10 protein-coding genes are annotated in these 13453 nt (G+C 68.3%); 2 read left to right on the top strand and 8 right to left on the bottom strand.

The window, feature by feature from the left end; all coding sequences use genetic code 11:
• Positions 1-14: 14 nt before the first annotated feature.
• Positions 15-539 (top strand): L-2-amino-thiazoline-4-carboxylic acid hydrolase, encoded by a 525-nt coding sequence (locus HWX55_RS07170; RefSeq protein ID WP_175975026.1) that lies wholly within the window; start codon positions 15-17, stop codon positions 537-539.
• Positions 532-1788, top strand: coding sequence for a Zn-dependent hydrolase (locus HWX55_RS07175; protein WP_175975028.1), 1257 nt, complete (start codon positions 532-534; stop codon positions 1786-1788). Before HWX55_RS07170 ends, HWX55_RS07175 begins: the two co-directional genes overlap by 8 nt.
• A gap of 36 nt (positions 1789-1824) precedes the next feature.
• On the opposite strand, the gene HWX55_RS07180 is transcribed toward HWX55_RS07175, so the two are convergent.
• From HWX55_RS07180 to HWX55_RS07215, 8 genes are all read right to left on the bottom strand, one after another.
• Positions 1825-2661 carry a cytochrome c gene (locus tag HWX55_RS07180; protein WP_175975030.1) on the bottom strand — a complete coding sequence of 279 codons (837 nt, stop codon included), beginning with the start codon at positions 2659-2661 and terminating at the stop codon, positions 1825-1827.
• A gap of 278 nt (positions 2662-2939) precedes the next feature.
• Complete coding sequence (locus HWX55_RS07185) at positions 2940-4205, bottom strand: hypothetical protein (protein WP_175975032.1); 1266 nt, start codon at positions 4203-4205, stop codon at positions 2940-2942.
• Positions 4202-6025, bottom strand: coding sequence for a glutamine--fructose-6-phosphate transaminase (isomerizing) (gene glmS / locus HWX55_RS07190; protein ID WP_175975034.1), 1824 nt, complete (start codon positions 6023-6025; stop codon positions 4202-4204). Before glmS ends, HWX55_RS07185 begins: the two co-directional genes overlap by 4 nt.
• Before the next feature lie 119 nt (positions 6026-6144).
• Positions 6145-6633, bottom strand: coding sequence for a Biofilm PGA synthesis auxiliary protein PgaD (locus HWX55_RS07195; RefSeq protein ID WP_175975036.1), 489 nt, complete (start codon positions 6631-6633; stop codon positions 6145-6147).
• Positions 6611-7882 carry a poly-beta-1,6-N-acetyl-D-glucosamine synthase gene (gene pgaC, locus HWX55_RS07200; protein WP_175975038.1) on the bottom strand — a complete coding sequence of 424 codons (1272 nt, stop codon included), beginning with the start codon at positions 7880-7882 and terminating at the stop codon, positions 6611-6613. The genes HWX55_RS07195 and pgaC overlap by 23 nt, the downstream gene beginning before the upstream one ends.
• Positions 7879-9972, bottom strand: a complete 2094-nt coding sequence (gene pgaB, locus HWX55_RS07205) for a poly-beta-1,6-N-acetyl-D-glucosamine N-deacetylase PgaB (RefSeq protein ID WP_175975102.1) — start codon at positions 9970-9972, stop codon at positions 7879-7881. Before pgaB ends, pgaC begins: the two co-directional genes overlap by 4 nt.
• Before the next feature lie 18 nt (positions 9973-9990).
• The gene (gene pgaA / locus HWX55_RS07210; RefSeq protein ID WP_175975041.1) at positions 9991-12519 is read right to left on the bottom strand and encodes a poly-beta-1,6 N-acetyl-D-glucosamine export porin PgaA; all 2529 of its coding nucleotides are present in this window, start codon (positions 12517-12519) and stop codon (positions 9991-9993) included.
• Between the two features lie 105 nt (positions 12520-12624).
• Entirely contained in the window at positions 12625-13404 is a 780-nt protein-coding gene (locus HWX55_RS07215) for a hypothetical protein (protein WP_175975044.1), read from the bottom strand.
• Positions 13405-13453: the final 49 nt, after the last annotated feature.

Consider the following 13453-nt stretch of genomic DNA (forward strand, 5'->3'; position numbering starts at 1 on the left):
CCAAGACGATTCCCATGACAGAAGCGAACCCGACATCCGCCGCCGCACCCGAGGACACGCGCCTCGGGATCCTCGCGCGGCGCCGCATCGAAGCGGAAATCATCAAGCCGATCTACGAGATCATGAAGCGCGAATTCGGCACCGAGCGCGCACAGGCCGTGATCGCGGAAGCCGTGCGCGGCGCTGCCGTCGACGCGGGCCGTACGTTCGCCGCGCAGGAGCCGGACGGCACGAGCGTCAAGTCGTTCATTGCACTGCAGGTGCTGTGGGAGAAGGACGATGCGCTCGACGTCGAGGTGCGGCGGGCGGACGACGCGCACTACGACTACGACGTGCATCGCTGCAGCTACGCGGAGATGTATCACGCGATGGGGCTCGGCGAGATCGGGCACCTGCTGAGCTGCGCGCGCGACAGCTATTTCATCCAGGGCTATGCGCCCGACATCGCGCTCACGCGCACGAGCACGATCATGCAGGGCGGCAAGCGCTGCGATTTCCGCTATGCGCTGCAACGCGCGCCGGAGAACGGCGATGCGTGACGATACCGATATGGCGAGCATGCCGCGCGTCGACGGCGAACGCCTGTGGGCGTCGCTCGAACGGATGGCGCAGATCGGCGCGACGCCGAAGGGCGGCGTGTGCCGTCTCGCGCTGACCGATCTCGACCGCGAGTCGCGCGACCTGTTCGTGCAGTGGGCGCGCGACGCCGGCTGCACGGTGCGCGTCGATCGGATGGGCAACGTGTTCGCGCGCCGCGCGGGCCGTCATCCCGACGCCGCGCCGGTGATGACGGGTTCGCACGCCGATTCGCAGCCGACCGGCGGCCGCTACGACGGCATCTACGGCGTGCTCGGCGGGCTCGAAGTCGTGCGCGCGCTGAACGACGCGGGTATCGAGACCGAACGCCCGATCGACGTCGTGATCTGGACCAACGAGGAAGGCTCGCGCTTCGCGCCGGCGATGGTGTCGGCCGGCGTGTTCTCGGGCGTCTATACGCTCGACTACGGGCTGTCGCGCACCGACGGCGCGGGCCGGACGATCGGCGAGGAGCTCGAACGGATCGGCTACGCGGGCGCGGAGCCGGTCGGCGGCTATCCGGTGCACGCGGCGTACGAACTGCACATCGAGCAGGGCGCGATTCTCGAGCGGGCCGGCAAGACGATCGGCGTCGTGACGGCCGGGCAGGGACAGCGCTGGTACGAGGTGACGCTCACCGGGGTCGACGCGCACGCCGGTACGACGCCGATGGCGTTCCGTCGCGACGCGCTGGTCGGCGCGGCGCGGATGATCTCGTTCGTCGACGTGCTCGGCCGCCGCTACGCACCGGATGCGCGCGCAACGGTCGGGATGATCGAGGCCCGGCCGAATTCGCGCAATACGGTGCCGGGCGGCTGCTTCTTCACGGTGGAATTTCGTCACCCCGACGATGCGGTACTCGACGAACTGGACGCGGCGCTGCGCGCGGAACTCGCGCGTGTGGCCGACGAAACCGGTCTCGGCGCGCAGGTCGAGCAGATCTTCACGTATGCGCCGGTGCCGTTCGCGCCGCGCTGCATCGATGCGGTGCGTGACGCGGCGCGCTCGCTCGGGCTGTCGCACATGGACATCGTGTCCGGCGCGGGCCACGACGCGTGCTATGTCGCGCGTGTCGCGCCGACGGGGATGATCTTCGTGCCGTGCGTCGACGGGCTGAGCCACAACGAGGCCGAAGCGATTACGCCGGAATGGGCGACGGCCGGCGCCGACGTGCTGTTGCGCGCGGTGTTGCAGAGCGCGCAGGAAGCATAAGCGCGACGCGCGCGGGCGGGCAGCGGCGCGCCCGCGTTACTTCGCTGCCTTGCGCCGCGCCCTATACGCGAGATACGCGACGATCTGGTCGAGTTCGCGGTCGCTCAGCTGATCGGGCGGAAACGCCGGCATGCTGCGGCCCGGCCAGTCGCGCACCGACGCCGGGTTGCGGATGTAGCGGCGCAGCGCGGCGGGCTGAAAGTAGTCGACCGGGTTCATCGGCGTGTTCAGGTCGGGGCCGGCGTGGCTGCTGCCCGCGCCGTCGATGCGGTGGCACGCGAGACATTGCGTGACGAACAGCCGCTGGCCCGCGCGGGCCGGATCGTTCGCGGGCAATGCGGCGTCGACCGCGAGCGACGGCCAGCGCGCGAGCGGCGACGATTCGATCGTGATGCGCACGATCTGGTACGGCCACTGCTCGCCGCGCACCGACGACGCGTCCGGGCCGAGCCAGACGAGATAGAAGGGCCCCGCGCTGACCTGCTTGCCGGGTAGTTTCGGCCACGGACGGGCCGGATCCTCGATCGCGAGCCACGGGGTCGCGCCGGCCGGCGCGCGGCGGCGCACGAGATCGAGCGGCAGTTGCGCGGCGAAGCCGTCGGCCGCGCGCGTTTCGAGCACACCGTCGTCCGGCAGCGGCGTGTCGCCGAGCAGCGCGGCGAACGGCACCGCGCGGAACGTCATCGGCCGGCCGTATGCGATGTCGCGCGGCACGTGGATGTCGGCCGCGTCGGCGCGTGCGAGCAGCGTCTGGCGGGTGACGGCGCGGGCCGTGCCGTCGGTGTCGAGTTCGAGCGTGGACTGGGCCGACGCGGGTTGTCCGAGCAGGCAAACCGTCAGCAGCACGAGCGAAAACCACTGGCGCTTCAGCATTCGTTCTCCGGGAAGGGGCGTTCCGGCGGCGGCGGGAGGCGAGCCGCCGCCGCCGATGGAAGGAATCGGGCGACAGTCTATCCGGTACGCGCGGCGCTGGCGAATTCGGCAGAGGAAAGGCGCGGCGGTCGCGGTCGGACAGGCCCGCGACAGCGCGCCCGACTACCGGGTTGGCGGGGTGGTGTCATCGCGCGGTCCGGACGGAGGGAAGACGAAGGGTTCGCTGGCGACACGCGGCCTGCCCGCGTTCACGACGACATTGCGTTACCGGACCGCCATCAATGATTCGAACACGTCGCTTCGTTTTTAGGCATCGGCGTGTCTTGCTTCGGTTCGAAATCGGCTTCGCGCATTCCCGACGGCGTCAGCGACACGAAATGCATCGCCGTGCCGCGCGCCGGGAAGCCGGCGACGCCGGTCGAGCCCCACGGAATCGGTGAGCGCTGCACGCCGCTCACCGCGATGTCCGCCGGCGCGAGCGCGAGCGTCAGCAGCCGCCCGTCGCGGGTCGGCACGTACGCGTGCGTGCCGGAAACGCCGATGTCCGATTCGCGCACCGACGCGGGCAGGCAATCGAGCGTCGCCGTGCGGCGGCCGTCCGGTGCGATCAGCATCGCGACGCCGCGATCGTCCGCCGTCGTCGTGACGACGATGAAACGGTCGATGTCCGGCACATAGGCGGCCGAATACACGTAGTACTGGATCGCGCCGTTCAGCGATCCGAACGTTTCCAGCTTCGCGGTGACCGGGTCGAACGTCGCGTATTCGAGCGTCGCGTCCGTGCTGCCTTCGATGAACTTCTGCCACACCAGCAGCGCGTTGCGCGGCGAGCCCGCGATCACGGGCCACCACTCGCGGCGGTGCGGCGCGACCGCGACATGGTTCAGCACGCGCCCGGCCGCGTCGTAGGTTTTCAGGTAGACGCCGTTGCCGCTGCCGAGGTTGTCGACCCCGCCGCCGTTGACCCAGTCGGCGGAATAGAACACGACGAAGCGGTCGCCGACCGTCGCGACGTGCCCCGAATGGCCGCCCGACTCGACGTCGTTCGGATAGGGTTTGATCGGCTTCAGGTCGCGGCGGTAGACGCCGTAGCGCTGGCTGACTTCCTGCGACGTGTTCCAGCCGTCCTCGAACGTGACGAAGATGTCGCCGCGCGCGTTCTGCGCGATCGACACGGGTTCCTGCGCCTCGGGGCGGCTGATGAACGTGCGCACGCGCAGCGCACGCCGCTTGTCGGGCAGCCATTCGCCGACGTACACGTCATGCGGCCAGTTGCCGCTGCGCAGCGCACCGCGCGGCACGATGCCCGAACTGCTGAAGAATACCCAGCGTTTGCCGTCGCCGGCGTCGGCCACGCCGATGCCGTGCATGAAGCGCCGCGGGTCGCCGGTGTCCTGCGGCGACGGGGCGCTCGACACGGTGACCGTATGCACGGCCGGCGCGCCGGCGAGGGCCGGCGACGCCGCGCCGACGCCGCCCGCGCCGCAGAGCACGGTCGCGGCCAGCCGTATGACCGCCTGTCCCGCGCGTGTTCGCCGCGTCATTCGACGGTCACCGATTTCGCGAGGTTGCGCGGCTTGTCGACGTCGGCGCCGCGCGCGCAACCGACGTGATACGCGAGCAGTTGCAGCGGGATCACGTTGACGATCGGCGACAGCAGGTCGCCCGATTCGCGCACGCGGATCAGGTGCGTGTCGCGGTCGGCGTCGATCTCGAGCTGATTGCCGGCCAGCACGTAGAGCCGGCCGCCGCGCGCTCGCACCTCGGCCATGTTGGACTTCAGCTTCTGGAACAGGCGGTCGTCCGGCGCGATCGTGACGACCGGCATCGCGCTCGTGACGAGCGCAAGCGGCCCATGCTTCAGCTCGCCGGCCGCATAGCCTTCCGCGTGGATGTACGACACTTCCTTGAGCTTCAGCGCGCCTTCCAGCGCGATCGGGAAATGGATGCCGCGGCCGAGGAACAGCGCATTCTCGGTGCGCGCGAATTTCGCGGCCCAGCCCATGATCTGCGTTTCCAGCGCGAGCGCGTGGCCGATGCGGTCCGGTAGCGCGCGCAACTGCTTCAGGTGCGTCGCGACTTGCGCGGCATCGAGCCGGCCGCGCAGTTGCGCGAGCGTCAGCGTCAGCACGAACAGCGCGACGAGCTGCGTGGTGAATGCCTTGGTCGATGCGACGCCGAGTTCGATGCCGGCCCGCGTCAGGAACCGCAGCGGCGCGTTGCGCGCGATCGTGCTGGTCGCGACGTTGCAGATCGCCATCGACAGTGCCTGGCCCATCGCGCGCGCCTGCTCGATCGCGCCGATGGTGTCGGCCGTTTCGCCCGACTGCGAGATGCCGACGACGAGCGTGCGCGGATCGGCCACCGTATCGCGGTAGCGGAATTCGCTGGCGATCTCGACCTGGGCGGGCACGCCCGCGATGCTTTCGAGCCAGTATTTCGCGGTCAGGCCCGCGTAGTAGCTGGTGCCGCAGCCGAGCAACAGCACGCTTCTGACCCGCGACAGCAGCGCGCGCGTGCCTTCCGTCGCGTCGAACAGCGCCGGCGAGATCGTGTCGATGCCGTCGAGCGTGCTGTCGATCGCCTTCGGCTGCTCGAAGATTTCCTTCTGCATGAAGTGCTGGTACGGGCCGAGCGCGGCGTCGTCCGCGCGCGCCTTCACTTCGCACAGCGGGCGCCGCGCTTCCTGCCCGCCCGCGTCGACCACGGCGATGCGATCCGGTGTGATCAGCGCGACGTCGCCGTCCTCCAGGTACACGAAGCGGTCGGTCAGGTCGCCGAGCGCCGCGCAATCGGACGCGAGGTAATTCTGCTCGGCGCCGATGCCGATCACGAGCGGCGAGCCGGCGCGCGCGGCGACGAGGCGCTGCGGCTCGCGCGCGCCGAGCACTGCGATTGCGTATGCGCCGTGCAGCCGTTTGACGGCGCGCACCACCGCGTCGAACAGGTCGTCGCGATAGAGGCTGTGGATCAGGTGCGCGATGACTTCGGTGTCGGTCTGCCCGCGAAACGTATAGCCGCGTTGCTTCAGTTCGGCGCGCAGCGTGTCGTGGTTCTCGATGATCCCGTTGTGTACGACGGCGATCGTGTCGCCCGACATGATCGGGTGCGCGTTCATTTCAGACGGCGCGCCATGCGTCGCCCAGCGCGTATGCGCGATGCAGGTCTGCGCTTCGAGACCGAGCGTCAGCACGCGATCCTGCAGGTCCGTCACCCGTCGCAGCGTGCGCTCGCTGCGCAGGCGCCCGTCGCCCTGTACGGCGATGCCGCACGAATCGTAGCCGCGATACTCGAGCCGGCTCAGCGCATTGACCAGTTGCGGCACCTGATTGTTCAGGCCGCTTGCTCCGACGATTCCGCACATGATTCACCTCGTCTCCAGGAAGTTTTCCGGCTGGCGCGCGACGCACGCCAGCACGATGTCAGAAGCGGTGCCGCGTCGTGCGGCAGGCGTCGCGTCCGGCGCGACACGTCTTCGGCGATCTATTCGCGGGGCTGCGGTTCCGCGTGCGCGATCCACTCGATGCCCGAAATCGACCCGTTCGCATCGTGCGACGCGACGAGAATGCGTGTCGTGCGCCGCGCGCCGCGCCGGCGCTCGCTCGCGAACGCGGTCGGTGGCACGGAGCGCACCTTCACGCTGGCCGAGCGCCGCATCATCTTCGATACGCGCAACCGATAGGCGAATGGATGCACGACGCGTCCCGCGATTAGCCACATGACGATCGTGCCGGCGATCAGCGCGATGCTCGTCACGTAGAACACGATCTGTTCGATCGGCATCTCGGCCTCGTTGAACGGCAACAGGTAGCGATACGTGTAGATGCAGATCGATGCCCATACGCCCCCGACCAGCGCGGGCCGCACGAGGCGGAACCACGCGACGAGCACGGGCCCGACGATGCTGCCGCGTTCGGCGATCATGTCGCGCGGTGCGCGCAGGGAAAGGTCAATAATCGGCGCGTTCTTCATGTTGAATGCCTCGGTCGGGACTGACCCAAACGGCGCGCTTGCCGCGGCCCCGCAGTACGACGGCGGGCAGGGCGACGACGGTGGTGATCATGCTGATCAGCCAGAACGCGACGGGGTACCAGATGGTGTCAAGGAAGTACATCAGGAGTTTTTCGTCGTAACGACGATCGATCATGCTGCCGATGATCAGCTGCAGGATGCAGGTCGCGACCAGCAGCATCCCGTGCCAGTGCGGCACCACGGACACATGCCAGTTCGGCGGAAGCGGGTAGACGACGTCGATCAGCGCGAGCAGCAGGATGAACGACATCGAGTACGCCCATGCGATGCCGATCAGGTACTCGACGAACAGCGGCCACATCATCATCTGCGTCGGCCGCATCAGCGTGCCCGCGTACTTGAGCAGCACCTGGATGCCGCCCTTCGACCAGCGCAGCCGCTGCCGGTAGAGCCCCTTGATCGTCTCGGGCATCAGGATCCAGCTGAGCGCGTGCGGCTCATACACGACGCGCCAGTCTCGGCACTGCAGCTTCCAGCTGATGTCGATGTCCTCGGTCAGCATGTCCGAGCTCCAGTAGCCGACGTCGGCGAGCGCGGTCTTGCGGAACATCGTGATCACGCCCGACACCGTGAAGATGCGGCCGTACACCTGCTGCGTGCGCTTGATCAGCCCGACGATCGACGAGAATTCGCCGACCTGCATGCGGCCGAGCAGCGACGTGCGCGTGCGGATGCGCGGGTTGCCGGTCACCGCGCCGACGCCCGGGTCGGTCAGGAAGTGCTCGAGCATCCAGCCGATCGCGTCGTGCGCGAGCAGCGCGTCGCCGTCGATGCACAGTAGGTACTCCGCGTTCGACACGGCCGCCGCGGTCGTGAGCCCGACCGCCTTGCCTTCGTTGCGCGCGTGATGGATCACGAGCAGCCGCGGAATCTCGACGGCCAGCTCGTTGAGGATCTCGCCGGTGCGATCCTTGCTGCCGTCGTTGACCGCGATGATGTCGTAGTTCGGATACTGCATCCCGTTCAGATGCGCGATCACGCTGCGCGCGTTCGCGGCTTCGTTGAAGCAGGGCACGACGATCGAGACCTTCGGGATGCCGCTCGACGCGATCGTGCGCGTCGACAGCTGGCGGCCTTCCTCGAGCAGGAAGTAGTGCACGACGCCGCCGATCATCCACAGATACGACATGAAGAACGGATAGTAGAAGACGAAATCCTGCAGGCGCTGGATGAGGCTGTGGGAGGTCATGGCGTCTTGGTTCCCTGCGCGTGCTGCATCTGCATCAGCGCGTTGATCGAGGTCGGGTCGAGGCGCGACTTCAGCGACATCACGTCGCGCATCGCGTCGAGCTCCGGCTGGCCGTTCAGGAAGTTGTCGGGGTAGTAGCCGAAATTCACAGCACCTTCGCTGCGCAGTCTCCGCATCTGAGCAAGCAGCGTGCTCGCGGGCACCGCCTTCTGCGCGCGCCAGTCATACGCCTGCAGTTCGAACACGGTGCGTCGCAGCCCGAGCTGCTTCGTGCGCACCACCTTGACGAGCTGGTCCAGCCAGCCTTCCGGGTCTTTCGTCTGCTCCATGTACGGCATCGCCATCAGCGCGACGTAGTCGTAGGCGGCGAGGAAATCGTCGTAGTTTTGCGCATACCACGCTTCCGATTCGGGCTTGAGCACCGGCATCGCGAAGATGTTGCGCGCGGTCAGCACGTCGCCGACGTTCTGGTGGGCCAGCACGATCTGCTCGAGCTGCCGGGTCATGTCGATCAGGTGGCGCGTCTTCTGGCGCGTCCAGCGCTTCATCAGGTCGGGGTTCTCGCGGATCTTGCCGACGTCGGCCGGCAGCCCCCATTGCGAATAGGTGCGCAGCGCATGCCGGCCCGCGTCCTCGTAATCGTCGAGCGCCGCGTCGTCGCCGAACAGGATGCCGCTGAACGACGCGTGCTTGCTGAGATCCTCGTAGATCTGCTGGATCATCAGCCGCGCATCGGGATCGAACGGGCTCAGCCGGAACACGCGCGTGCCGTTCTCGCGGGCCGGCGCGCCGCCGAATGCCGTGACGGCCTCGAGCCCGCGCTGCTTGTCGGCCGGCGGCCGGAACGCGAGCACCGGCATCCATGCGTACACCTGCACGTTGGCGCGCGTATTGAGTTGCCATGCGGCGCGCGAGAACAGGTCGGAACGCATCGGCAAGTGCCGGTTCGGGAAATACACCGCTTCGGCCACACCCGTGCCCTTCGGGTCCGCATACGCCTGCAGGTACACCGATTTCGGCTGCATCCGGTAGATGCGCTCGATCAGCTTGCCGAGATTCGCTTCCTGCCGCGCGGGATCGGGATCGTAGACCTGGTCGAGATCGACCTGCACGGTGCGCTCGGGCACGTCGACGTCGCCGCGGTTGGACGCCGGTTCGCGCATCGAGCGCTCGAACCCGCCGATGTCGACGTCGTACATCATCAGGATCCGTCTCAGCCGGTCGAGCGGCACGTCCGGCGTATTCGGCCCGGCGTCGAGGCTGAACTGGATGTCCATGCCGAGCGACGTCGAGATCTGGCGCACGGGCTGGTTTTCCGCGCCGTACGGCCACACCATCGAGCGTGCGACGATGCCGGTGCGTTCGCGGATCTGCCGCACGCACGTCTGCAGGTCGTCGTGCACGCGTGCGTGGAACTCGGCGTCGGTCTCATAGCGCTTCTGGTCTCGCAGATAGAGATGCGACGTGGTCGCCGGCAACTCGTTGCCTTGCGGATTCGCGATCGCGCCGTGATGGAGATTGTGCGTGTGGCAGCCGAGCTCGACGAATTCCGACTGCCCGAGCTTCTTCACCTCGTCCCACGACAGGAAGTAGTCGCGCGGCACCTGAACCTTGTCGCTGATGCGGATCGGCGTATCCGGCGGGGTGTCGATCCACGCGGTGACGAGGCCCATCACGGCCGGATACTTGAAGCGCTCGAGCAGCGGCAGCACTTTCGTATAGTGGCTGCGGAAGCCGTCGTCGAACGTGAGCAGCACCGAGCGCGGCGGCAGCGGCTTGCCGCCGTGCCGCGACGCCTCGATCTGCTTGACCGTGATCGTGTGGTAGTTGTTGGTCTGCAGCCACGAGAAGATCGCGGTCAGCGTGCCGGTGTCGACCGCGAACGGATCGATGATGGCCGTCGGCGACGAAAACGACGCCATCAGGTTGTCGCGCACGTCGTGCATGCAGATCACGCGGAACGTCTTGCCGTCGGCCGGATCGGACGGCGGCAGCAGGTCGATCATCTTGGCGCCGGTCACGCCCGGAAACAGCGAACAGGCGGTAAACGTGCCGAGGCATCCGCACATGAAGGTCCGTCTGGATTGCAGCATTGCCCGATCTCCTTGCTAGAACGGAAGGTTGAGCGACAGGAAGCCGGTTTCGGAGCGCTCGCGCTGGCCGTCGTATGCGTGACTGCTGACCTCGACGCCGTAGCTCAGCGTGATGTCGTGCTTGAACGTCCACGCGTGCTCGAGGCGCGCGCTCCACAGCGGGCTGGTGCCGAAGCCGCGCTCGTTGTACACGCCGCCCGACACCGACACGCGCTGTTGCAGCCCCACGTCCCCCTTCTTGAACAGCGTCAGCTGATGCATCACGGTCGCGGCGGCCGCGTAGTCGCGACCGGGGCTGAAGTAGGGCGCGTCCCGGCGCGTGTTGCTGTCGGTACCGAGGTTCAGCGAGACGTTGACGAGCTGGTTCGCGGCCGTGTACACGCGCTGCGTGGCGGTCGCCGCGATCTCCTGGTGGAAGTTCGAATCGCTGTAGCGGCTGACGCCGTAGCTCAGCCTGATCTGGCGTCGGTCGTTCTGGCGATACACGACCTCGACGTTCGCGGAGCGGCCCCAGATGTGCGCGGCATACGCCTTCCACGGCAGCGAGTTGTCGTTGGTGTCGAGCCCGGCGCTGACCGTCCAGTAGTCGTTCAGCGCGTACGCGATCGTCCCGCGGCCGCCGGTTCGGCCGTCCCCGCCCATCGAGCGCGTGACTTCGCCCAGCACCGTGAGCGGCCCGTGCCGGTAGTCGCCGCCGATGCCCGTGCGCGTGCGGCTGAGGTTGCCGTCGTCGGTCTGCGCGAAACCGTAGAACGTGTGCGAAAACACGCGCCAGTTGTCGCCGAATGGTTGCGAATACACATAGCTGTCCGACGTGAAGCTGTTGTTGGCCAGTGCGCTGTTGCCGTGCTCGAAGCTCAGGTCGGTCGTGAACACCGGGCTGCGGTACGCTTTGTAGTCGCGCTTGAAGCCGCGCACGGCGCCGCTGTCCGGGAACGTGTTGCCGAGGGTCTGGTCGACGGTCTTCGCGGTCGCGTAGTCGTCCGCCACGAGCGACGCGCGGCCGAGGCCCGCGAGCATCTCGACGCTGTCCGGGTGATCGGTCAGCGACGCGCGATACATCGAGATCGCCTGGCGCGGATGCGACTGGCCCGATACGGCGTCGGCGTGCGCGGCGCGGATCTCCGCGTTGAACGGCACCTGCTTCTCGAGCTCTTCGAGCGCCGCGATCCCCTGGTCGACGTGTCCGGTGAAGATGAGGTACTGCGCGCGCAGCCGGTAGTAGCGCAGATAGTCGCTTTCTCCGGGACCGACGTTGGTCACCTGCTTGACCGGCGGCAGCGACTTCTCCATGTCGTCGAGCACCTGCTTCGCTTCGGGCGCACGCGCCTGGTCGACGTACGACCAGAACAGCCCTTCGCGCAGCTCGATCGGCTGCGTGCGGGCGCCGTACTGGAAGCCGCGGGTCGCGCGATCCGTCGGCGACGCGGTCGCCTGCTGCAGCGCACGCGCGTAGACGGCGTTCGCCTTGCCCGGCTCGCTCAGGTACAGGTAGGCGTCGCCGACGGCCGCCAGCGCGTCGATCGAGATCTCCGCGTTCGACGGAATCGTCTCGAACGTCGCGACGGCCGGCTTCATGTCGCCGCGTGCCGCAAGGGCGACGACCCGATCGCCCGCGAGCGCCGTGCGGACCGGCGTGTACTCGGGTGTGGCCGGCATCCGCTTGTCGAGGTCGTCGGCCGCGCGCAGCGCGTTGTCGAGCCCGTCGAAGCGGTCCGAACTCGTCATCGAGCGAGACTTGTCGCGTCCGCCGCGCACCTGCTGGCGAATCGACAGTTCTTCGAGTTGCGCGATGTCGACCGCGGAGAACGCATCGGGCCGGGCCTTCGCTTCGTCGAGCGCCTTGACCGCGCCGCCGCTCGCCGCGAGGCCGAACACGTCGTTGCGGACCGTCGCGACGTCGGCGGTGCGCAGATTCGGCGCCTGCGCATTGGGCGCCTGGACGTCGGGCCCTTGCGATCGCTGGATCGGCTCGCCGGGAAGCTGCGCGCCGGGTGACTGTGAATTCGGTTGCGGGGACGACGGCGGCTCGGCGCCGGCGGGCTGGGTCATGGGCGTGGGCGAATTCGGCATCGGTGTGCCGGATGCCTGCGCGGTGAGCGTCGGCGTAGCGGGCGGCGTGGGCGGCGTGGGCGGTGCGGTGGTCGCGGTTTGGGCGAGCGGCTGCGGTGCATCCGACGTTTGCGCGTGTGGTGCCGACGTATCCGGCGGCGCGGCGTCGATGAATGCCTGCGCAAGCAGCATTGGCGCATTCGACGATGGCCCGTTCGGCTGCGCCGCATCGGGGTCCACCACGACCGTGGTCGGCATCGCCGGGTTCGATCCCTGCGCGATCTGCATCGACGTATCCGACGCCAGCGCGATCGGCGTCGGCGCTTGAGGGGGCTGCGTACCGGAACCCTGGGCGACCTGCGGCTGCGCATCGCCTTCGGCGGCAAGACCCGGGCCGGACGCGACGAGCAGGCACAGCAGCGGCGCATGCAGGAGGATCCGCCGGGTCGGCGGAACGACGGTGGTGCATTGTTGTTGACGATTGTTAGCCACGGTGTCTCCTCACTTTTTAAACGATCACATCGGTTGCACGCCCGACGGCGCGCGTCGCCGGCCGTCATGCCGCCGGGCGGCAAGGCCCGGCGGCATCCGGCCGGCTCACAAGCGGTTGCGGATCGCTTGTCCAAGCAGCGCGCGCGATTCGCTGTTCTTCGGGTCGATGGCGAGTGCACGGCTCGCGTTTTGCTCCACACAGCTCCATTCGTCGATCTGTGCGCACCAGCGCGCCTTGGCCAGCGCGCGGGCGCCTTCCAGCTCATCGTGCGTGACGCTGGTCGCTTCCATGCGAGACGTGCCGGCGAGATACGATTGCGGTTGCTGTTTCGGCACGGGGTCGGGGTGTTTTCTCGTGCGCGCCAGCGCCTGCGAACGGGACGTCCGGTGCGCGTCGGCGGCGCGCGCCGTGCGCTTGGCGGTCGACGCGGCGTGCGGCTCGGCCGCGAGCTTCGTCGCCGGCGCATGCGCGGGGCGCATGGGTTTCACGTCGGAGCGGGCCGTCGTCGTTTGCGGCGGTACGGGCGGTTCGGCTGCGGCCGACACGGCCGGCGTCGTCGATGCGGACGGCGGAACCGGCCCGGCCTGCGCGAGCGTCGCCGTCGGGCCGGCAGGCGCCGTCGAGCTCGCGGGCACTGCGGTGCCGGACGCGCCGCCCGTCGCCGCCACGATGAACTGGCGGTACTTGCCGGCCGCGTTTTCGATCACGCCGGCGATATCGTGCGCCACGCTCGCGTGGCCGATCCTCGCGTCTCGCTCGACATACGCGAAGGCGCCGAAGATCGCGGCAAATGCGGCGACGCTGAGCGCCGCATTCTTTCCCGGACCCCACGAGGGTTTCGGCTCGCGGGCGGGCGAGTCGTCCGGTCGTTCTGCACGGGGCATTCAAGGCTCCTTGATTCGATACGTTCGACGAATGACGCGATCGGCGCGA

The sequence above is a fragment of the Burkholderia sp. BCC1047 genome (assembly GCF_902833155.1).
Taxonomy (GTDB): domain Bacteria; phylum Pseudomonadota; class Gammaproteobacteria; order Burkholderiales; family Burkholderiaceae; genus Burkholderia; species Burkholderia sola.

Excerpts from the sequence above, each read along its gene's own strand:
- HWX55_RS07185 (WP_175975032.1), bottom strand. The coding sequence starts at position 4,205 with ATGACGCGGCGAACACGCGCGGGACAGGCGGTCATACGGCTGGCCGCG.
- HWX55_RS07215 (WP_175975044.1), bottom strand. The coding sequence starts at position 13,404 with ATGCCCCGTGCAGAACGACCGGACGACTCGCCCGCCCGCGAGCCGAAA.
- HWX55_RS07195 (WP_175975036.1), bottom strand. The coding sequence starts at position 6,633 with ATGAAGAACGCGCCGATTATTGACCTTTCCCTGCGCGCACCGCGCGAC.
- HWX55_RS07175 (WP_175975028.1), top strand. The coding sequence starts at position 532 with ATGCGTGACGATACCGATATGGCGAGCATGCCGCGCGTCGACGGCGAA.
- HWX55_RS07170 (WP_175975026.1), top strand. The coding sequence starts at position 15 with ATGACAGAAGCGAACCCGACATCCGCCGCCGCACCCGAGGACACGCGC.
- HWX55_RS07180 (WP_175975030.1), bottom strand. The coding sequence starts at position 2,661 with ATGCTGAAGCGCCAGTGGTTTTCGCTCGTGCTGCTGACGGTTTGCCTG.
- glmS (WP_175975034.1), bottom strand. The coding sequence starts at position 6,025 with ATGTGCGGAATCGTCGGAGCAAGCGGCCTGAACAATCAGGTGCCGCAA.
- pgaC (WP_175975038.1), bottom strand. The coding sequence starts at position 7,882 with ATGACCTCCCACAGCCTCATCCAGCGCCTGCAGGATTTCGTCTTCTAC.